Annotated in this window: 18 protein-coding genes; 9 read left to right on the top strand and 9 right to left on the bottom strand. The window is 43.8% G+C overall.

All coding sequences use genetic code 11. The features are described from left to right. The first annotated feature begins 280 nt into the window (after positions 1–280). The 5 genes from priA (at position 281) to hslU (ending at position 6,601) form a co-directional block, all read left to right on the top strand. Positions 281–2,482 carry a primosomal protein N' gene (priA, locus tag MU515_RS08735; RefSeq protein ID WP_260260037.1) on the top strand — a complete coding sequence of 734 codons (2,202 nt, stop codon included), beginning with the start codon at positions 281–283 and terminating at the stop codon, positions 2,480–2,482. Between the two features lie 336 nt (positions 2,483–2,818). Continuing rightward, positions 2,819–3,826, top strand: a complete 1,008-nt coding sequence (cytR, locus tag MU515_RS08730) for a DNA-binding transcriptional regulator CytR (protein ID WP_260260036.1) — start codon at positions 2,819–2,821, stop codon at positions 3,824–3,826. 159 nt (positions 3,827–3,985) lie between these two features. Further along, entirely contained in the window at positions 3,986–4,525 is a 540-nt protein-coding gene (locus tag MU515_RS08725; RefSeq protein ID WP_260260035.1) for an SPOR domain-containing protein, read from the top strand. A 152-nt stretch (positions 4,526–4,677) separates the two neighbouring features. Next, positions 4,678–5,229, top strand: coding sequence for an ATP-dependent protease subunit HslV (gene hslV, locus MU515_RS08720; RefSeq protein WP_260260034.1), 552 nt, complete (start codon positions 4,678–4,680; stop codon positions 5,227–5,229). A gap of 37 nt (positions 5,230–5,266) precedes the next feature. Beyond that, a complete protein-coding gene (gene hslU, locus MU515_RS08715; RefSeq protein WP_260260033.1) occupies positions 5,267–6,601 on the top strand; it encodes an ATP-dependent protease ATPase subunit HslU in 1,335 nt (444 codons plus the stop codon). 68 nt (positions 6,602–6,669) lie between these two features. On the opposite strand, the gene frdD is transcribed toward hslU, so the two are convergent. From frdD to frdA, 4 genes are read right to left on the bottom strand one after another with little or no spacing between them, the layout of a single operon-like run. Then, positions 6,670–7,047: a fumarate reductase subunit FrdD gene (frdD, locus tag MU515_RS08710; protein WP_260260032.1), complete on the bottom strand. Its 378-nt coding sequence runs from the start codon at positions 7,045–7,047 to the stop codon at positions 6,670–6,672. 9 nt (positions 7,048–7,056) lie between these two features. Further along, entirely contained in the window at positions 7,057–7,440 is a 384-nt protein-coding gene (gene frdC, locus MU515_RS08705; RefSeq protein WP_260260031.1) for a fumarate reductase subunit FrdC, read from the bottom strand. Between the two features lie 2 nt (positions 7,441–7,442). Next, a complete protein-coding gene (locus tag MU515_RS08700; RefSeq protein ID WP_260260030.1) occupies positions 7,443–8,201 on the bottom strand; it encodes a succinate dehydrogenase/fumarate reductase iron-sulfur subunit in 759 nt (252 codons plus the stop codon). Continuing rightward, entirely contained in the window at positions 8,201–10,015 is a 1,815-nt protein-coding gene (gene frdA / locus MU515_RS08695) for a fumarate reductase (quinol) flavoprotein subunit (RefSeq protein WP_260260029.1), read from the bottom strand. Before frdA ends, MU515_RS08700 begins: the two co-directional genes overlap by 1 nt. 397 nt (positions 10,016–10,412) lie before the next feature. Between frdA and epmA the strand changes: the two genes are divergently transcribed. Further along, positions 10,413–11,378 (top strand): elongation factor P--(R)-beta-lysine ligase, encoded by a 966-nt coding sequence (epmA, locus tag MU515_RS08690; RefSeq protein ID WP_260260028.1) that lies wholly within the window; start codon positions 10,413–10,415, stop codon positions 11,376–11,378. 46 nt (positions 11,379–11,424) lie between these two features. On the opposite strand, the gene MU515_RS08685 is transcribed toward epmA, so the two are convergent. From MU515_RS08685 to MU515_RS08665, 5 genes are all read right to left on the bottom strand, one after another. Beyond that, positions 11,425–12,897, bottom strand: coding sequence for a hypothetical protein (locus tag MU515_RS08685; protein WP_260260027.1), 1,473 nt, complete (start codon positions 12,895–12,897; stop codon positions 11,425–11,427). A 152-nt stretch (positions 12,898–13,049) separates the two neighbouring features. Further along, on the bottom strand, positions 13,050–15,248 hold the full coding sequence (locus MU515_RS08680) for a YjbH domain-containing protein (RefSeq protein WP_260260026.1): 2,199 nt from the start codon (positions 15,246–15,248) through the stop codon (positions 13,050–13,052). Then, on the bottom strand, positions 15,245–15,991 hold the full coding sequence (locus MU515_RS08675; RefSeq protein ID WP_260260025.1) for a capsule biosynthesis GfcC family protein: 747 nt from the start codon (positions 15,989–15,991) through the stop codon (positions 15,245–15,247). The genes MU515_RS08680 and MU515_RS08675 overlap by 4 nt, the downstream gene beginning before the upstream one ends. Positions 15,992–16,001: 10 nt before the next feature. Next, positions 16,002–16,661 (bottom strand): YjbF family lipoprotein, encoded by a 660-nt coding sequence (locus MU515_RS08670; protein ID WP_260260024.1) that lies wholly within the window; start codon positions 16,659–16,661, stop codon positions 16,002–16,004. A 68-nt stretch (positions 16,662–16,729) separates the two neighbouring features. Further along, the gene (locus tag MU515_RS08665) at positions 16,730–16,975 is read right to left on the bottom strand and encodes a hypothetical protein (RefSeq protein ID WP_260260023.1); all 246 of its coding nucleotides are present in this window, start codon (positions 16,973–16,975) and stop codon (positions 16,730–16,732) included. A 189-nt stretch (positions 16,976–17,164) separates the two neighbouring features. Between MU515_RS08665 and MU515_RS08660 the strand changes: the two genes are divergently transcribed. The 3 genes from MU515_RS08660 (at position 17,165) to MU515_RS08650 (ending at position 22,043) form a co-directional block, all read left to right on the top strand. After that, on the top strand, positions 17,165–18,373 hold the full coding sequence (locus MU515_RS08660; protein ID WP_260260022.1) for a capsule assembly Wzi family protein: 1,209 nt from the start codon (positions 17,165–17,167) through the stop codon (positions 18,371–18,373). Positions 18,374–18,409: 36 nt separating this feature from the next. After that, positions 18,410–21,019, top strand: coding sequence for an SLBB domain-containing protein (locus tag MU515_RS08655; RefSeq protein WP_260260021.1), 2,610 nt, complete (start codon positions 18,410–18,412; stop codon positions 21,017–21,019). A gap of 79 nt (positions 21,020–21,098) precedes the next feature. Next, complete coding sequence (locus MU515_RS08650; protein ID WP_260260020.1) at positions 21,099–22,043, top strand: Wzz/FepE/Etk N-terminal domain-containing protein; 945 nt, start codon at positions 21,099–21,101, stop codon at positions 22,041–22,043. Positions 22,044–22,168: the final 125 nt, after the last annotated feature.

Raw genomic sequence — 22,168 nt, 5'->3', positions numbered from 1 at the left:
GCTATCCGATTCTATGCCGGACACCACACGTAGTTAATAAAATATCTTGCCTACCGCTTGATGGAAAAATCACCAAGCCATAGTGCTAAGGCGCAGTATAGTAATGTTTCCAGAGTCGAGGATCAACCAGTTTACCCAAAAAGTCGCCACTTTTTTGAGCAAATGTACTGAGTGGTTAACCGTAATAGCTACGTGAGTTCCTCTGAGCGGCAGAATAGATTCAAATACCCTTTTCGATTAGACTGTCTAGCGTTGATTCTTCTAATGTAACCATCACTTTATGCGCCCTACTATTGCCCGAGTGGCTTTGCCTGTTCCACTTGATAAGCAATTTGATTATTTGATACCTAGCCACCTATTTCCAATTATAGGCGGGCGAGTTTCTGTACCATTCGGACGCCAAACATTAACTGGCATTGTGACGGCGTTAGTTAATCATTCTGAATTCAATCAAAACCAACTCAAACCTCTCAAGCAAGTGCTTGATAGTCAGCCTGTGTGGCCTGAATCTTTATACGGTTTGTTGACGTGGTGCAGTCAGTTTTATCAATACCCTCTAGGGGAAACGTTCGCCAATGCACTGCCAAGCGCTCTGCGAAAAGGCAAACCGGCAGACTTCGCAACGTTGCGCGAATGGCAACTAACGGCTTTAGGTAAAGATCAACTGATGCAAGGTTTTGGCCGCGCAGTGCAACAGGCCAAAGTGATGCATGGGCTTGAACATGGGCCATTATCTCATCAATCTCTGCTTGATATGGAAGTGAGCAGCAGTGTGCTCAATACACTGCAAGAGAAAGGCTGGATTGAATCGATAGAGAAAAAGCCCACGATTCACACTTGGCAGAGTGATATTGAGGCCGATGTTTATAAGCCTAAGCTGAATTCTGAGCAGGCAGTGGCTATCGCGACGGTCAATAGCGCAGATGGTTTTGGTTGCTACTTATTAGAAGGGGTGACTGGTTCGGGCAAAACAGAAGTTTACCTAAACTTAATTAAACCGGTATTAGAAGCGGGAAGACAAGCGCTGGTACTTGTGCCTGAGATTGGCTTAACGCCGCAGACTATCAATCGATTCAAACAGCGCTTTAATGTGCCCGTCGAAGTGATTCACTCAGGATTGAATGATACTGAAAGGCTGAACTCATGGCTTTGCGCCCGTGATAAAGCAGCCGGTATTGTGATCGGTACGCGCTCTGCACTGCTTACCCCTTTTGCTGACTTAGGCATTATCATTGTCGATGAAGAGCATGATAACTCTTATAAGCAGCAAGACAGCCTTCGTTATCACGCGCGGGATGTTGCCGTTATGCGCGCTAACAAAGAGCAAATCCCGATTGTGCTAGGCTCAGCGACGCCAGCGCTAGAAACTCTGCAAAACGCACTAAGTGGTAAATATCATCACTTGGTACTGTCTAATCGTGCGGGTAATGCAAAACCAACCACCAATAAAGTGCTGGATGTAAAAGGCCTTTATTTAGAGAGCGGCCTCTCTGCTCCTTTGATAGCTCAGATGAGAAAGCACTTATCGGCGGGTAATCAGGTGATGTTGTTTTTAAACCGCCGCGGTTTTTCTCCGGCCTTGATGTGTCACGAATGTGGCTGGATTGCTGAATGTAAACGCTGCGATGCTTATTACACCTACCACCAATACAGTAATGAAATTCGCTGCCACCACTGTGGTTCTCAGCAACCTATCATTCATCAATGCCAAGGTTGTGGTTCGACTAACCTAGTTACAGTGGGGGTGGGTACGGAGCAGCTTGAATCACAATTAGGTGAACTTTTCCCTGAATACAAAGCGATTCGTATTGACCGAGACAGCACCAGACGTAAAGGCAGCTTAGAGTCAGCCTTGTCTGCGATTCGTAACGGTGAATATCAAATTTTGATTGGCACACAGATGTTAGCGAAAGGCCATCACTTTCCTGATGTTACTTTGGTCGCATTGCTCGATGTCGATGGCTCGCTGTACAGTAGTGACTTTAGAGCGTCAGAGCGATTAGCTCAGTTGTTTATTCAGGTTGCCGGTCGAGCGGGGCGTGCAAGCAAGCCGGGTGAGGTTATTTTACAAACTCACCACCCAGAGCACGCATTGCTGCAAGCACTGTTAACCAAAGGCTACCGAGACTTTGCTGATACTGCCTTGCAAGAACGTAAGATGGCCATGTTGCCACCGTTCAGTTTTTTAACGCTGTTTCGAGCGGAAGCGAACAATAGCCAAGTGGTTGAGGATTTTTTACGTCAGCTCAGACATACACTTGAAGCACACCCACTGTTTGACCAATATTGCCAAGTGCTGGGGCCAACGCCTGCGCCGCTTGCAAAACGTGCGGGTAAATACCGTTGGCAATTGCTGTTACAAACGAATTCCCGACCTCTAATGCAGCGATTATTGGCGAGTGCCAAGCCTGCTATTGAGCTTTTGCCTAGTAGCAAAAAAGTGCGCTGGACGATAGACATCGAACCGCAAGATTTAAGCTAGTCGCCATTTTCTTATGTTGGCTAATGGTATTTAGAAAGTAACTTTGTGACGCATATCACTATTAGCCGTGGGATTTTGTTAGATATCCCGTAACTTTATGCCTCGAAATAAATACACTAATAGATGGTTAATGAATGACCGGCTTTTAATCGTTGGTGTAATCGTTTGCGTGAGTCGGTTTTCATCTATACCCAAGTGTCTTTGTTGGTGAATCAAAACAAACTAGCAAGGCTATTTGGTTATAAAAGAATGAGGCTCACCTCATCAACAAATTCAACAAGGTTTAGGTGGCAAAGGCGCTACCACAAAAGGAACTAACTAAGAGGGTTATCATCTATGGCGACAATGAAGGATGTTGCCCAGCTCGCGGGAGTCTCAACAGCCACGGTATCAAGGGCGCTGATGAATCCTGAGAAAGTCTCTTCAGCAACACGAAAGCGTGTCGAAGATGCAGTCTTAGAAGCTGGTTACTCACCAAATTCGCTAGCACGTAATTTACGTCGTAACGAATCTAAAACCATCATTGCAATTATTCCAGACATCTGTGACCCATATTACACAGAGATCATCCGAGGTATTGAAGATGCGGCGATGGAGCATGGCTACATCGTTCTACTGGGTGACAGCGGTCAGCAGAAAAAGCGTGAAAACTCATTCGTAAATCTCGTATTTACCAAACAAGCGGACGGAATGCTGCTGTTGGGTACTGACTTACCTTTTGATGTGAGTAAACCAGAACAGAAGAATTTGCCGCCAATGGTTATGGCGTGTGAGTTTGCTCCAGAGCTAGAACTACCAACCGTTCATATCGACAACCTAACATCGGCATTTGAGGCAGTGAACTACTTGACTCAAATGGGCCACAAGCGTGTTGCTCAAATCTCAGGGCCAAAAGAAGCGGTGTTGTGCCAATTCCGTCATCAAGGTTATCAGCAAGCGTTGCGTCGTGCGGGCATCACCATGAACCCAACTTACTGCGCTTACGGTAACTTCACTTTTGCAGACGGAAGTAAGGCAGTAAGACAATTATTAGCCTTACCTGAGCCGCCAACGGCCATCTTCTGTCATAACGATGCAATGGCGATTGGCGCTATTCAAGAAGCGAAGAAACTAGGTCTTCGAGTGCCACAAGACTTATCTGTGGTTGGCTTTGATGATATTCAGTTTGCTGAATACTGTGATCCACCATTAACAACCATTTCTCAGCCTCGTTATGAGATTGGTCGTCAGGCAATGTTGATGATGCTTGAATTGCTGCGTGGCCATGATGTACGTGCTGGTTCGCGTTTGCTTGAAACCAAGCTTACTGTGCGTTCAAGTGCTGCGCCTCCGCGCACGATCTAAATCGGTTATCCATAACGGCGCTAATAATAGCGCCGTTATTTTTTGGAACTTTGTGTCAAAAATTCTCATCTGAGCTCGGCATAACCGAAGCAATACTCTGTTATCTAGAGGCATTCTGAATTACCATGTTGCAAGTTGTAACTGAATAGACATTAAGCTGTGGCAAATAGAGATTACGTAAAACGTGGAGCAAGCAGAAAGCCCGCGAAAAAGAAATCAGCGCCAAAACGTAAACCTTGGCGCCTTGGACTGATAGTGCTTGTGTTGCTCGGAGCATTTGGCTACCTGTTGTTTGTGCTTAGCCAAGATCCTGAGCCAGTGGCACCCGTTGCTGTGACACCGCAGAACAAGCCGAAACCCAAACCTCAAAAAGCTTTGCCGCCACCACCAGAAGAGAAATGGGACTATGTTGAGTCATTGCCCAATCGTGAGGTGGAAGTCAAAGCCAAAGAGCAAGTGGTCTCTGATATTCCTTACATCATGCAGTGCGGCGCTTATAAGAGTGAGCAGCAAGCAGAAGCGCGTAAACTTGATATCGCCTTCCAAGGTATTAACAGTAAGATTCGTAAGAAAGAGAACAGCTCTTGGTATCGAGTCGTGTTAGGCCCATATAAGCTCAAGCGTGACGCAGAGCGTGATAAGCATAAGCTGCAGCGAGCGAAAATTGAGCCTTGTGCGATTTGGAAAGAAACCCAATGATTTAAACAAAAGCGGACTTGATATAGTCCGCTTTTTTGATCTTTTCATCCAAGTGTTTACGCGGGTTACGCATGCTCAGCCCTTGAATTCCTCGTCATCTATCCTCATATCAAAATTAACATCAAGATTAGAATAAATGTGAGGCCCTACACGTGACTACTATCGTTTCTGTACGTCGTAATAACAAAGTCGTCATCGCTGGTGATGGACAAGTATCTCTTGGCAATACGGTAATGAAAGGCAATGCGCGTAAAGTGCGTCGCTTATACAACAACAAAGTGCTGGCTGGCTTTGCTGGTGGTACCGCAGATGCTTTTACGTTATTTGAACGCTTCGAAAGCAAACTGCAAATGCACCAAGGCCATCTAACTAAAGCGGCGGTAGAACTTGCGAAAGATTGGCGTAGCGATCGCGCACTACGTAAGCTTGAAGCTCTGCTTGCAGTAGCAGATGAAACGGCCTCTTTGATCATTACCGGCAATGGTGACGTTGTTCAGCCAGAGAATGACCTGATTGCTATTGGTTCAGGTGGTAACTTCGCCCAAGCCGCAGCTACGGCGTTACTTGAAAATACAGAATTAGATGCGCGTGAAATTGCAGAAAAATCGCTGAAAATTGCCGGTGATATTTGTGTGTTCACTAACCATCATCACACTATCGAAGAACTAGAAATCCCAGCAGAACAACTTGCTGATAAATCATAACCAAAGATAGTGGCAACAGAATTTAAGGAATTTGACTATGTCTGAAATGACTCCTCGCGAAATTGTTCATGAACTGAATCGCCATATCATTGGCCAAGAGAAAGCGAAGCGCTCAGTTGCGATTGCATTGCGTAATCGCTGGCGTCGTATGCAGCTTGAAGAAAGCTTGCGCGTAGAAGTAACGCCGAAAAACATCCTAATGATTGGTCCTACAGGTGTAGGTAAAACGGAAATTGCTCGCCGCCTTGCTAAGCTTGCCAATGCGCCGTTCATCAAAGTAGAAGCAACTAAGTTTACTGAAGTCGGTTATGTCGGTAAGGAAGTGGAAACCATCATCCGCGATCTAACGGATGTAGCGATTAAGATGACTCACCAACAAGCGATGGAAAAAGTAAAATTCCGCGCTGAAGAGCAAGCAGAAGAGCGTATTCTAGATGCGTTATTGCCGCCAGCACGCGATGCTTGGGGTCAGAATGAATCGAGTGATGAGAGTTCATCAAACACGCGTCAAATCTTCCGTAAGAAGCTACGCGAAGGCAAACTAGACGATAAAGAAATCGAAATTGATGTTGCTGCGCCGCAAATGGGCGTGGAGATCATGGCACCTCCTGGTATGGAAGAGATGACTAACCAGCTGCAAGGCATGTTCCAAAACCTAGCGGGTGACACCAAGAAAAAGCGTAAGCTAAAGATCAAAGAAGCGTTCAAAGCCCTTGTTGAAGAAGAAGCGGCCAAGCTTGTTAATCAAGAAGAGCTGAAAGAGCAAGCTATCTTCAACGTAGAGAATAACGGCATCGTGTTCATCGATGAGATCGACAAGATTTGTAAACGTGGTGAAAGCTCTGGCCCGGATGTTTCTCGTGAAGGTGTTCAGCGTGACTTATTACCGCTAATTGAAGGCAGCACAGTATCAACCAAGCACGGTATGGTAAAAACAGACCACATCTTGTTTGTTGCTTCGGGCGCATTCCAAGTGGCTAAGCCGTCAGATCTTATTCCTGAGCTACAAGGCCGTTTGCCAATCCGTGTTGAGTTAGAAGCGTTAACTAGTGATGACTTCAAACGTATCCTAACTGAGCCAAAAGCATCGCTTACAGAGCAGTACATTGCGCTAATGAAGACGGAAGATGTGGACATTGAGTTTACGGAAGACGGCATTATCCAAATTGCAGAAGCAGCTTGGACTGTGAATGAAACCACTGAAAATATCGGTGCGCGTCGTCTTCATACCGTAATGGAGCGATTGATGGATGAGATTTCATTTGAAGCGACCGATAAGTCGGGCAGCAAAATGACCATTGATGCCGCTTACGTGAAACAGCGTTTAGGTGAGTTCGTTGAAGATGAAGATCTAAGTCGCTTCATCCTATAATCGATATTCGATGGTACTTAGATACAGAAAAGCCCGCTGATTTCAGCGGGCTTTTGCTTGCTAGCGTGTTAGATCATGAAAATGAAAATAACCGCTAGGGCAGAAATCAACGCAGCAATGGCGTAGCAAGTAATCTTGCCAATTACGCCTGCGTGAATCTTAAGATCGTGCATACCATGGTGAACACGGTGCATGGCATGCCACATTGGTAGCGCAAGTGTACCAATGATAAACAGCGCTCCGATGATGCTGGTTGCGAAGTCAGCAACACGCTCGTAGTTCATGGCTTCTGCATCAATAACACCAAGCGGTACCAGAATACCAAGTACCAACACAGTCACAGGTGTGATCATCGCAAACCAAGTACCGCCTGCGCCGAATAGACTCCACCAGATTGGTTCATCTGAGCGACGAGGAGCGCGATCAACTTTAGCATTTGGGTTCATGTTAGCTCCTTAAACTAAGATAAGAACAATGATAGAGATAACCGCGACTGCAGCCCATTGGCCAAGAACGATCAGTTTCTTATCGACGGGCTTACCTTTTAAGCGAATTGGCATTACCTGCGGCATCATGCTGAAAAAGGTCTGAGCGTGCAGCAAGCTACCTGCTAGCGCCACGATGTTGATTGCGACAACCACTGGGTTAGCCATGAACTCAAGCCAGCTTTGCCATGCTTCTGGGCCTTTTACCAATGAACCTAGACCAATAGTTAGGAACAGGGTAAATAAAATCAGCGGCAGTACCGTTGCTTCACGCATCATGTAGAAGCGGTAAAATGGGCTGCTTTGCCACCATGTACGCTTCATCTCGCGTACGTAAGGTTTACGATTACTCATTGTTACGCTTCCTCCGCGACTTTCTTACCGTCAGGCTTAAACATGCCGATAACGAAATCCATTGATGATGCGACTTTGCCTTGGTTTACCGCTGCTGCTGGGTCTACGTTCTTCGGACAAACTTCAGAACAGAAACCCACGAATGTACAGCCCCAAGCACCGTTATCACCATTGATAAGCGGCATACGCTCTGCTTTACCATTGTCACGGCTATCTAAGTTGTAGCGGTGAGCAAGAGTTAGAGCTGCAGGGCCGATGAATTCTGGGTTCAAACCAAACTGAGGACAAGCCGCGTAGCAAAGGCCACAGTTAATACAGCCAGCGAACTGTTTGTATTTTGCCATTTGCTCAGGAGTTTGCAGGTTAGTGCCATCTTCAGGTTTACGATCATTACCAATGATGTATGGCTTAATCGCTTCAAGGCGCTCGATAAACGGCGTCATATCGACGATTAAGTCTTTCTCGATAGGGAAGTTGGCTAGTGGCTCAATCTTCACGCCATCAGGGTAATCACGTAAGAAGCTCTTACATGCAAGCTTAGGCACACCATTCACCATAATGCCGCAAGAGCCACAGATCGCCATACGACAAGACCAACGGTAAGAAAGGTCTTTGTCTAGGTGATCTTTTACGTAGCCTAGGGCATCAAGTACCGACATGGTCTCGTCAAATGGTACATCGAATTTTTGGAAATGTGGTTCAGCGTCTTGCTCAGGGTCGTAACGCAGAATGTCCACTTTTTGAATGCGATTGGCTGACATTATGCTTGCTCCTCTGCTGCTTTCGCTTCAGCTGCTTTTTCAGCCGCTGCGGCTTTCTCTGCTGCTTCACCGTATAGACGTGCTTTAGGTTGTGACTTAGTGATGGTCACATTGCTGTAGTCGATACTTGGCGCAGCATCTTCTTGGAAGAAGGCTAGCGAGTGTTTCAAGTAGTTCACATCATCACGCTCTGTACAGCCGTCGTCTAGACGTTGGTGAGCACCGCGAGATTCCTTACGTAGAATTGCTGAGTGAACCATGGCCTCTGCCACTTCAAGGCCGTAGCCTACTTCGATAGCGTAAAGTAGGTCAGTGTTGAATACTTTGCCTTTATCTTTGATGCTGATTTTCTTGTAGCGCTGTTTCAGTTCAGTGATCTTATCGATCGTCGCTTGCATCAAATCTTCTTGGCGGTAGATACCACAGCCTGCTTCCATGGTGTGACCCATTTCAGTGCGGATATCCGCCCAGTTTTCATCGCCTTCTTGGTTCATTAGCGCTGCGATGCGCTCTTCAACCGCTTTAACTTGAGCCTCGATAGATTCATCGTTCCAGCCTTTGAATTCTGCTGCGCGTTGTACAGCGTGTTCACCCGCTACGCGGCCAAATACTACGAACTCAGCCAACGAGTTTGAACCTAGGCGGTTAGCACCGTGAAGACCAACAGAGGCACATTCACCGACTGCGAATAGACCTTTAATACGAGTCTCGCATTCGCCGTTAGTTTCAATACCACCCATGGTGTAGTGAACGGTAGGACGAATTGGAATTGGCTCTTTAGCTGGGTCTACGTTGACGTAAGCTTTCGCTAATTCACAGATGAATGGTAGACGCTCTTGCAGATACTCTTCACCAAGGTGGCGAAGGTCTAGATGCACCACATCACCCAGTGGGTGTTTGATGGTGTTGCCTTTTTGCTGTTCGTGCCAGAACGCTTGAGAAACTTTGTCACGAGGACCCAGTTCCATGTATTTGTTTTTCGGTTGGCCGACAGGTGTTTCTGGACCCATGCCGTAGTCTTGTAGGTAACGGTAGCCGTTCTTGTTAACGATGATACCGCCTTCACCACGACAACCTTCAGTCATCAGGATGCCTGTACCAGGAAGACCTGTTGGGTGGTACTGAACAAATTCCATATCACGTAGAGGAACGCCATGACGATAAGCCATAGCCATGCCATCACCCGTTACGATACCGCCGTTAGTGTTACAGTGGTAAACGCGACCAGCGCCACCCGTTGCTAATACAACAGATTTTGCTTTAATCGTCACTAGTTCGCCTTCCGACATATGGATAGCGATAAGGCCTTGAACTTCACCTTCATCAACAAGTAGGTCAACTACAAAGTACTCATCAAAACGTTTGATGTTGTCGTACTTCATTGAAGTTTGGAATAGAGTGTGAAGCATGTGGAAGCCAGTCTTGTCAGCCGCAAACCATGTGCGCTCGACTTTCATACCGCCAAAGCGGCGAACATTGACTTCGCCGTTTTCTTTACGGCTCCATGGGCAACCCCATTGCTCCATTTGGATCATTTCGCGAGTTGAGTTTTTAACGAAATATTCAACAACGTCCTGTTCACATAGCCAGTCGCCACCGCCAACGGTATCGTTGAAGTGGTTATCTAAGCTATCTTCTTCCTTGATAACTGCTGCTGAGCCGCCCTCTGCTGCGACTGTGTGAGAACGCATTGGATAAACTTTCGAAATCAGAGCGATTTCTAGGTCAGGGTTTGCTTCAGCTGCTGCAATAGCAGTACGAAGACCAGCGCCGCCTGCGCCGATGACTGCGATATCTGTGGTGATAGTTTGCACAGTTATCCTCCAGTGTGTAGTCGCGGTAATACCGCTTGTTATTGTTGTGAGAACGTGCAGTAATTTCTGGCTTGAGAAGAACGTGCTACACGTAGCTCAAAAGTGGTAACACCAGTGTAAGAGAGGGTAATTTGGTAAAAATTGATTTATTCGGGATTTTTTTCCGGTAATGCATTTACAGGCATAAAAATTTCGCGATATGTGAAAGCAGTCACGGCATGACATTTCCATGACTATAAGAAACACATTTGTTGTTAAGTCTTTGTTATAGCTTGAATTTTGTAAATGAGAATAATTAAGGTTTGGCATGTAAAAACAAATCGATAGCATCATGCTTGCCAATCAAAATAGAAGTGGTATGTTCGCCCTGTATTTATGACATAGAGAGAAATCAGTGATGGAATGGCAACCAACAGCTCCAATTAAGCTATTGCGTCAGCGCGCAGAATTATTAGCCCATATTCGTCAGTTTTTTGCTAAGCGACAGGTGTTAGAAGTCGATACTCCAGCCATGAGCCACGCAACAGTGACGGATATTCACCTGCATACTTTTCAGACTCAGTTTATTGGCCCTGAGTATGCACATGGCCGCCATCTCTATCTCATGACTAGCCCTGAATTTCACATGAAGCGTCTGTTGGCCGCAGGTAGTGGCTGTATTTATCAAATTAACAAAGCGTTTCGCAATGAAGAGAATGGCCGCTACCACAACCCTGAGTTCACTATGTTGGAGTGGTATCGCGTCGGTTTTGATCATCACGATCTGATGGATGAAATGGATGAGCTGCTACAACTGACACTCAAGTGCGGCAAAGCTGAGCGCATGACTTATCAGCAGGCCTTCATTAATGTGCTAGGTGTATGCCCCTTAGAGGGCTCAATGGCTGAGCTGAAATCCGTGGCAAGAACGCTTGGACTGAGTGACATCGCAGAACCTGAGCAAGACAGAGACACTTTGTTGCAGCTACTGTTTAGTGTTGGAGTGGAGTGCAAGATAGGCCAACAAGCGCCTGCTTTTGTCTATGACTTTCCCGCCTCTCAAGCTGCACTGGCTAAAATTAACCCTAATGACAACCGCGTCGCTGATCGTTTTGAGGTCTATTTTAAAGGGATTGAGTTAGCCAATGGTTTCCATGAGTTGGATAACCCGAAAGAGCAACTTGCTCGTTTTGAGCAAGATAACGCTAAGCGTCTTGAAATGGAATTGTCGGCGCAGCCTATCGACTATCATCTGATTGCCGCATTAGAATCAGGTTTACCTGATTGTGCTGGTGTCGCGCTCGGCATTGATCGTTTAATTATGCTGGCCTTGGATTGCGATCATATTGATCAAGTGACCGCATTTTCGTTTCCTAGGGCGTAAAAAAGCAGAGCCAATGGCTCTGCATAAACTTCGGTCAATTGGCTATCTAGTTTTTATAGCTTAATTCTATGTTTTCTAGATATTTTAGCGAAGATTGTTGTTCATTACGTGAATTAATACTCTTTAGAACTGCTAAGCTATCTGTAAAGGATGCGCTTGCTGCTCCTGTAGACGTTACCTTGTAAGCATCAAAATAGTTAGAGATGAATGCTTCGGTGACTTGATTTGAGTTCCCGCTAGATAGAATAGACACTTCAAACTTAGTGAGGGATGTGCCCCAGATATTGTCTAAGCTGTTCGAGAACATTAGTAATGGTTGATATTGCTTTGCATTGCCATAAATTGTTTGATGGACAGAGTAAATGCCTTCATTTGCCGCAATCAGAGTTCTTTGGTAGTTAAGTTCAGAAGGCATGGGCTGAAGATAACTTTCAATGTATAAACCAGACAATTGATTACTAGTGTTTGGTGCTGGAATAGCCATGTTATCTATTTTCGTGACTTCATCAATTCCGTTTTCCATTGTTGGAAGCTTGCTCGTATAGCTCATGTTCCAAGAGTTGTGACTACCATTTAAATTTAAACGATATGTGTCTTTTAGCTCGGCGGCGTAACTATAGTGACCAGAAGTTGATGACGGTAATTCTTGCCAGTGAAGAGCCCCTGCGCCAGATTGATATGTAGTAAGCGCAGATTTACTTAAAGCTGTAACGGAAGATAGCGGTATGTTCCAGTTTAGATTAGATTCGTCAACACTCTTTAAGCTCAGTGGAGTGTTCAATGTTGTCTGATTTGCTGTAGTTAGAGCATACGCAATTAAAGGTTCAAACCCAGTAGGTGATGACGAATAGGTATATCGCGTAGCCAAAACATGTTGACTTGGTATACTTGAAAACGGGATGCTGGCTGCGCTGGACGAGACTTCAAAATCAATAGATGAAGAGAATGCGAATTGTCCTGCACCGATGCCTCCGTCGTTAATTATACCAGTGTAGTTCACGGCTCTTTGTGGGGCTTGCGAAGATATACATCTCTCGGTATTCGGGTCTACAGTTTCACCCTTGGCGTTAATATTGATTTGTGTCGGAATTAGCTCTTTTTGTAGCGACACCACATCATAATCTTCACTGCTGCCTGCGTTGGATTTAAAAACAACACTAATGTAGCCATCACTAGGTACTTGGCTTTGGTTAAAGCTGAATTGACCGCTGTTTGACCAGTCAGCACTGTCAAAAGATTCGATATAAGAACCATCCTCTGCGTGGATATAAACAGACATGTTTTGACCACTTGCAGAGTAGGCAAGAGTGTACTTTGTTGGGGTTGTATCTGAGTCTTGCCCATAAATATCACATGAACCTTCTTGACCGACGTTAACGTTGGCTAGTTTTAGAAAATTAATAGTGTATTTAGCTGGTGGCGGTGGCGTGGAATTGCCGCCGCCGTCTGAACTGCTGCCTCCGCAGCCGGCAAGTAAGGCTGGCAGGGCAAATAAAGCTGCGAATTTAGCTGATTGCATGGTGGTTGGACTCTTTGTAAATGAATATGCTGTATCGATAAGCAAAAATTATACCTATTAACTTAATTGTTTTTTGACAGGTGGGTAAAAGCAATAAAAAACGTCACCTAAGTTGGTGACGTTTATGGTTAACTTTTTAAGTCGTTTTCTTGTTACTCTACTGAACTAGGTCTTTGGTACCAAGGTGAGCGAGCGTCAGTTTTATTAAATAATTGATGTTTCTTACTTAGCATTTGTCCACCATCACGGGTGATAGGTTGCCATGCTAAGTTTGCTCGTGACGTGCTTGGTTTAATAGTCATTACGTCAAATGGGATTGATACATAGAACCCCTTGTTGTAGCTACCTTCACCATATTCCTCTGCAGTTAGATCAGTAAATGTGGCATAAGCACCAACTGTTACTCCTGACTTAAATTGTTTGGAAAAGTCGACTCGCGTACCCACATCACCACCAAGGAACTGGCCAAAGCTCACCTTAAACAAGGTGTCTTGTAGTAGGCTCCATTCAGGCATGTAGTAACCGGTGACATGGCCTGTGGTGCCTTTACTTAAAACATACGCTTGGCAGCTTGGAACTTGGCTATTACATGCAGCTTCATCATAGAAGAAGTAATCATCCTCATAGACTCCAAACCACGAGTCGGGATCGCGCTGGCTGATGAGATTCATATCTAAACCGACTGCCCAGTTAGTGTTGTTCTGTCGATAAAGGATCTCCGTACCCACACCAGCAAACATGGTTTCTAAATAGCCGCCATAAACTTGAGTGAAAATGTTTGTACTTGGCTGTTCAAACCACGTTAATTGCAAGTTGTTTAGTCTGATTGGGTTATCATGCACATAAGCACGGAACATCGTTCTTACTCTAGGTGTAGAGTAATTTCTAATATGTGGAGAATTCTCTACGTAGTTGTATTTATCGTAGTTGTCGAATAGGTTGAAGTAGATAGAGCCACTTAGCTCAATGTTGTCAGTCAATTTGTACTCAGACGCTGCATTGATGCCAAAGTTAAACAAGTAGAACGACTCTGGGCCACCAAGAGACTGCTTTAGTGTTGGTGATAAGCCGTATGTGAGCTTCTCTTTGTTATTTGCCAAAATGCTGCCATCAGTCGTTCCCGCAGGTTTAGTTTCGCTAAACGCATCGTTGATATTACCATCAATCGACATGTAGGTTGCTGAGGAGATATATACAGATTTAGCGATATCAGTCTGAGTTAGCTCTACTCCATCTTGTTGCTCGATGATAGAGAAATGTTTGATATTAGAGCTAGTGTTATTAGCCAAAATCGTTGCTGCTCGCTCTAAGGCTTCGTCGCGGTCTCGATACTTCGTTTGGGTGGCTTTAACAATTAATGTGTCTTCATCTACACTGATTTCAGCTTGTTTATAACCTGCATTATTAGCAAGTTCATTCATCACGTTCTGCCAGTTGTTTTCAGCATCCTTTTTTTCTTGTTTGGTAAGCAGTTTCGGTTTGGCATCGTCGCGCCAAACAGCCTTCAGTTGATTGAAATTTGTGTAGAAGTTAAAGCCGAGCGTTAGAGTATCACCACGTTGGTAGCTAACTTTAGCATCGCCCCAATCATTGATGCGATAGTTGAGACCAAAGTTCCAAGGTGTATGTTGTGGCATGGTATTGCCAGGCGTTCCTAGCGGAAAGTCTTCTGAATAATCATTACCATCATATTCAATTTTTACTCGTAATGGTTCATAAGGTGTTTGGTACTCAATACCACCAAAAATTGCACTTGGGCCTTTAAACCATTTATCGTAGTCAACACTACCGCCAGTATCTTTGAGCCCACCGTTACGGTCACAGAAGCTATCTTTGGCGCTACAGAATGGGTTGGTAATGTTACCTCGTTGGCCTAAATAGCCCCAGCCGATGCCAAGAGTAAGATCTAAGTTGCCAAAACGTTTAGTGGCGGCAATAAATTCACCATCAAATAAGCCTGTGCCACCAATGTCTCTAACACCAATGGATGTTTCTGGTAGCCAGTAGCTTTCATTGAGTAAGCGTAGTTTTAAATCTATCCCTTTATCGGTATAGATGGTGTCTCCACTATAGGCTTCGTTTTGATTGTATAGTACGTCGGGAACTCGAGTGTAGCGAATTGTAGACTCTAACCAACTCATCAATTGTATCGAGGCGGAGTAGTGGTAGTAGTCTTCGTTATAGTTGATACCTAAATTAAATTCACCTTCTTCCGCCATTCGACCACTGGGCATTTGCATTAAACCAGTACCGCCAAAATCCGTTTGTGATACTTGCCATGTCATTTGTGCCAACGCGGATGTAGATAACGGCAAGATAGCGAGGCCGCTGAGAAACTTTTTATACATCATTTACTTATTCTCCAAGCAATCAACGTAAGTATATCTTGTTCTAATTTCGCTAATTCTTCGCTTGGTGAGTCGAAGCCTATATATATTGAAGCGCCCGGAGGCAAAAGCGCATGTTGGTTATTCCAATATTCGAAACCAACTTTTGATAACTTCCCGTCAGGATAAACGACCCATGCATTGCTGTTTTCTCCACTCGATAGCGTTAAAGCCGCCTCATCTAAATAGTCTGAAACAGTGTAGTTTGGTATTGCGAGCGTTGTGTGAGGATTAGAAACTAAACCTTCAATATGTATATGGCTAGGGCGAGGGGTAAATTTAAATAAGTAGTTGCCCGTCAACATTGGGTTTAAAGCAGGGGTGGTTCTAACTGCGTCGTAGTCTAAGTTTACCGTTTCTCGATAACCGACCTGCCAACGTTCAATTTGTGCAATTAGAATGGCAGCACTCATCCGAAGCTTGGGTGATGTTGCATAAAGCAGCTTAAGCTCGTTGATCACTTCTCTTTGCTTTTTGTCTGCTAGGTACTGTTTGTCTTTGTTGTATAAAGCATTAGCAATCGAATAGCTTTGCGGTGATACTGGAAGCTTTGCATCTAGAGATTCTGAAATGGCAGTTTCAAGTCTAATTGGGTGATCAAATGAGATTACTTTTGTGTTTGGGTGTATTTCTATAGAAATTGAATTAGCAAAACTTAGTGAACTAAAAAAAAGCAGAGAACCAGATAGAATAATTGTTTTTAACATGATGAGCCTATTAATTCGCTAAATAGGTTTTTAGGATTTCTTGTTCGATGAAAAGCTTTCCTGGAATCGCCCATTGATGGGATTTTACTACAGTTCCGCTATTATCAACCCAGTAAGTATTTTGATATCGATTTTTATTTGAATCAGTAATGGATTCCTGCCATATTTTTGTTGTTTTTGACCACAAAGTAGATTGTAAAATCTCATCACCAGAATACGATAGGTTAATATTTGCGTGAGTATTAAAAGAGTAATTCGGTTGCCAATCATAAATGGCTTTACCTGCCACCGGATTACTCACGAAGCTATTCTTAAGTAAGTCGGTGTAGAGGCCAGATAGATTAAACTCTGGGAGGTTGAGAGTCTTTGTTACTCTGCCATTTTCGGTAACAATCATAGCACTATCGCTAGACATCCATTTTAGCTGTGTATTACCCGTATCGGGATTGATCTCTGCATATGCGAGGACCATAAACACCTGAGGGCCATTATTTATCTTAAAGTAGCTACTGGCGTAAGGAATCTGGCTTAAAGTCTCTTTATCTAAAACAACATCACTCCCCCCAAACGCTGCTTCATATGCGGTTGCAAAAGAGTCTGAAGATTTTTGGGAACAACCAGATATTATAAATAATAGGGACAAGGAGAGGATGCTAGTACTGTGCTTCATTATCTTTTCCATTTGAACAGAAAAAACACCCTTAAACTCATATTCAAGGGTGTTTTGTTTTTGCTAGCTTAGTTGGTGCCGTCAGAACCGTCAGAACCGTCATTGCTATCATTATCAGCAACTGCGACTGCAACTACTGCTACTGCTGCAACGCCAGCAACTACTGCTGTTGTTGTACCTACTGCTGCACCAGCCGCGCCAGCGCCACCAGCAGCACCACCAGAAGCAGCGGTTGAACCACCTGCTTCAGCAGTAGCGAAAGCAGCAGGAGTAGCGCCTAGCATTAGAGCTAGAGCCAAAGCTGTTTTTTTCATTTATATATTCCTTGTAAATTTACAATAATACACATCGATGTTGGGAATTGTTTTCCCGACTTCTGATTGTATTTGAGAGTTGCTCATCTGTAAAAGAAAAATCATTTTTTTAGTTGCGTTAGATTGCTTATATTAGGGGGGTATTTATAATGGCACGATAATCGGACTCAATCTTATCTGGATAAATAGATGTTAGTCGAGGGACTTAAAAATTATTCTCGAACCAAGGCTTTTATGCTCCCTTTGGCACTATTATATTTTGCTCCATTGCATAGTGAGGCTAGCCCTTGGGTGGAGGCCAATGACCCTTTCTTACGTTCGAGTATATTGGCTTTATCTGATGCTTCGGTGATTGATGGGCCGACGAGCCTGTACCCATTGCGTTGGTCTTTGTTAGGGGAGTTGACTGCGGGTAATTTATCTACCGAAACCAGTTATGTGAAGTACATGAGACAGAGTTCAAAGTTAAACCGAGGTTCTCGACGTTTTGCGGTATACGGAGGCAATGAAGCCTTAACATCTCTTGGGTTTGGCGAAGTCGATAATGATAAGTGGGGGGCAGAAGCAAGTTACGCTTATATGGATAATAGCTACTCTTTTCGCTTGAATACCGTTTATTCTGACGATGGCCAAAACTCTGAACTATCTTGGCGTGATAGCTACCTATCGCTAAATATGGGGCGGTTGTTAGTCGATATCGGTTATTTACCTCGTTGGTGGGGGCAAGGTTGGCAACATAATTTAGTTTTACAAACCGAGGGTCAAGATTTAGATATAAATGCCAGTGTGATAGGGGAGAGTCAGCAGTTTGGCGTTTGGGATTTAACTTTTTTAACGTCGAAGTTAGAACTCGGAGATTATGGTTACCGTTCTTCGACGCGATTTACTAATAAGCTAACTTCAAACTTTGAGTATGGTCTTAGCTATCATTACTGGTTTGAAGGCCAACATCGTAATGAGAGCAATCAAGACCAGTTTACTATTGATGCTCGTCTTTCTTTACCAACTCTAAATGAAACGTATCATTCAATTTATGCTGAATGGGCAAATGGAAATGATTTACACCAGGAAGCTTATTTAGTCGGTTGGACTGGTCATGTCAGTTGGGAAGGATATTCCGCTCGATTGGTGCTAGAACATACAAGTACAGTAAGTGACTCCGAAGAAAACTCAGCTGGTTACTCTGCAAGTGTGTATGCTCAATTCCCTAATGATCACAAATTAAAAATAGCAGCAGTGCGCTCAGAAGACTGGTTGGATGAAGATGAAATACAAGTAAATGTTGCCTATACATTGCCAGCCATCGAAGGGTTGTTTCATCTTGAAACCGAGATAATTTCGAAGTCAAATGATAATAGTGATACTTTGTTTTGGGCAAAGTATGAGTTTAGGTTTTAATTAAATAGCCTTAATGGCTTATACCATGTGTAAATTATGACGCTGAAAAAACATTACTTCTCTTTAACGCTCTCTTTACTGTTTAGTAGTGTAGCGTTTTCTGCTACACCGACGCCCGCGCAACTGGCTCAGTTTAAGTCATTGCCTAAACATCAACAACAGCAGCTAGCTAAGCAAATGGGAGTGGATTTATCTATCTTAGAGTCCTCGGCAAGTAGCTTAGATCCTGTTGACAAGCAATCAATAGCCGCACCAACTAGAGCGACTGCAGGACTCGATTCAGTCAATGTTGTTGATAGTAAATCGGCACAAAATTTGATTAAGTTTGGCTATGATGTTTTTTCGGGGACTCCATTAGATTATACCCCCGTTGAAAACTTGCCTGTCCCACTTGACTATCAACTAGCCCCAGGTGACCAAATTAGAATTCAACTGATAGGTAAGTCTAATTCTGAACACCGACTCACGATTGATCGTGAAGGGAAAATTAATATTCCTCAATTCGGGCCGGAATATGTAGCAGGTCTTACTCTCGGTGAACTAAAGCGATATGTCGCTGAGATGGTTCAGCAAAAAGCGATTGGTATGGAAGCTATTGTTTCGATGGGAGAGATGAGAACCATTCAAGTATTTGTTGCTGGTGAAGTGTCTCAGCCTGGAACATATAACTTGAATGGATTAACTACGTTATCTCAAGCTTTAATTGCGTCAGGCGGTGTTAAAGAGACAGGTAGTTTACGAACTATTCAGTTAAAGCGAAAAGGTAAGGTTGTTAAAACGTTTGATGCTTATGACCTGATTGTTCGTGGAAACTCTGTTGATGATGTTAGAGTCTTGGCTGGCGATACTCTTTTTGTTCCTACAAGAAAAGAGTTGATTAAAGTTGAAGGTGAAGTTCTTCGCCCTGCTTTTTATGAAGTTCGAAGCAACACCTCTTTACAGCAACTGTTGAACATTTCTGGCGGCACAAAACCTAATGCCTACTTAAGCAAAGTAAGTGTAAAGCGAGCAAATGCAGAGGGAGTGATGCAGGTCACGCTTAATTTACAGTCGCCTAAAGGTAAAGATTTTAGGGTAAAACCTGGTGATGAAATATCTATTGCAGCCGTTAGCCAGGAACTAGCAAATGCAGTAGCTCTAAGAGGCGCATTCGTTCGTCAGGGTGCTTATCAATTTAAATCTGGTCTAAAGGTTTCAGATGTAGTGACCAGAGGTGATTTAGCTGCTAATGCTGATTTGAGCTACGCACTTTTAGTTAGGGAAAATCGAGATAATCGTCGCATCTCAGTGTATCAATTAGATCTGCAGTCTATCCTTGTGGATAAATCTTCGACTAGAGATTTCGCTTTACAAGTCAAAGACCAATTATTTGTTTTTGATAGTGGCATTGATACTGAATATTGGTATCGAGTAGACAAACAGCATGATGTTGGTTCTAGCGAGGTTGGCAAAGCGCGTAAGAAGACTGTACTGGACCAAGATACAGGGGCGTTAGTTGAGAAGGAGCTTTCGAAAGAACTTAACTTGGGTAAGATAGATGATTTCTCAGTCGCTGATAATGTAAAACAATCGAGTCGAGAAGCGTTATTAAAGCCAATCATTGAGCGATTGAAAGCCCAGGCATCCCATGATGAACTGGCAAAAGTGATTGAAATATCAGGTGCGGTAAAATATCCGGGTGTTTATCCGCTGACTGAAAATGCAGACTTTGAGAAGATCGTGGCAGCTGCTGGGGGGTTTGCTGAACAAGCGTTCTTATATTCGGCAGAACTAACTCGTTCACAAAAAACGTCGGATAGCTTTTCAGTACAACATAAAGAGTTTTCACCTCAAGAAGTCTTAGATGGTTCGCAGTCATTGACGCTCTTGGCTCAAGACCACGTGATTATTAAGACTCAACCAAATTGGCAAAGAGAGTACAGCATTGAGCTTCAAGGCGAGGTCGTTTTCCCAGGTACTTATACTTTCCAACGCGGCGAAACGATATTTGATGTGATTGAGCGCGCTGGGGGCTTAACAAAGTTCGCTTATCCTCAAGGGGCAATATTCAGTCGTGATAGTCTAAAACGTCAAGAGCAGGAACGCCTCAAACTACTCAACCTTCAGTTGAAACAAGAGATTGGTAACTTGGCATTGCGTCGCCAAAACTCTAGTGCGACCTATACAACAACCCCAACAGACGCATTAGCGATAGCAGAGGAGCTCGCAAATACAGAGGCCGTAGGTCGTTTAGTTATTGATCTTCAAATGGCGCTCAAACAAAACCCAATTGCAGACATAATGCTGGAGAGAGGGGATAAGCTTTATGTTCCAGCTAAGCAGCCAGTAGTAAGTGTTATGGGAGAGGTTCAGTTGACATCGAATCATACTTACAATCCTGCAATGTCAATTGAAGACTACATTTCAGCAGCAGGCGGCACTAAAAAGCAAGCTGATACTGATCGAGTTTATGTTATTCGCGCTGATGGTTCAGTTATGTTACCTAACTCCTCGTATTGGTTTAGTCGCCAGTCCGAACCTCTTGAGCCAGGCGATACCATTATTGTTCCTCTAGATACTGATTATTTAGACGGATTGAGCACGTTAACATCAGCGACACAGATCCTCTATCAAATTGGTGTAGCTTGGAGTGCGGTTAAGAACTAGCAGTAATTTCTATGAGTGGTTAAGTGTCGGAGTTTGAGATGCTTAATCACTTATCAGTAGAACAATGATTGGAAACAGAATGAACAAATCAATAGTTGAAGAAGCGTCTTTAGATATGCAGTTGAATCGCGAAGACGAAATAGATTTGCGAGAGTTGTTTGGAGCTTTATGGCAAGGTAAGTGGATAATTGTATTTACAACCTTTTTACTGTCTATTAGTGGCGTGTTTTACGCCTTGAGTCAACCTAATACATATCAGTCCGCAGCGGTTCTCGTTAGTGCTCAAGATGATGGTGGTGGTTTATCTTCAATGGCAAGTCAATTAGGTGGGCTTGCATCATTAGCGGGTATTGGTGTTGGAAGTGGAGGAGCCGATAGTAAAACGATCGCTCTTTCAGTATTGAAATCGCGTCTTTTTTTAAATCATTTCATCTCTTCACATCAGTTATTGCCAGAGTTATTTGCAGTGAAAGAATGGGATATTGAAACTGGAGCTCCTCAATTTGATCCTGAAATTTATGATGCTGCCAATTCTTTGTGGTTGAGTAACTCTGAAACTGGGGAAACACTGCAGCCTTCTGATTGGGATGCGCATAAGTTGCTTAGTGGCTTAGTCAAAGTATCCGAAGCCAAAGATACAAGTTTAGTAACACTATCTATTACTCATGTATCCCCTCATTTTGCACAGAGATTAGTTGATCTATTGGTTAAAGATTTGAATGAGTGGATGAAGTTAGAAGCACTTGAAGACTCTCGAACTAACATCGCTTACTTGCAACAGCAACTAGAGCGAACCAATGTTGTAGACATGCAAAATGTGTTCTATCAACTCATTGAGGAGCAAACTAAAACGCTTATGCTTGCTGAAGTGAAAGATGAATTTGCGTTTAAAACTGTTGATCCCGCAGTGGTGCCGGAAGAAAAAGTTGGGCCGAAACGTGCTTTAATTTGCATTTTGGCAGCAATGCTTGGTGGTATGTTGGGTATCGCTATCGTGTTAATTAGATTTGCTTTCAAAAAATAGCTTTTGTCACTTCTCATTATTGTCAGTTCTTTGCTCGCCTAGAGCTGACAAGCCCGCTATACTCCGAGACTGAATTTGCAACAGGGGTTGGTGTTCCAACCCTTCTATTTATACAAGAGCACAGG

The sequence above is a fragment of the Vibrio intestinalis genome (assembly GCF_025195085.2).
GTDB classification, from domain to species: Bacteria; Pseudomonadota; Gammaproteobacteria; order Enterobacterales; family Vibrionaceae; genus Vibrio; species Vibrio intestinalis.
Note: the sequence above shows the minus strand (reverse complement) of the source record. Positions and strands in the feature narration are given on the sequence as shown.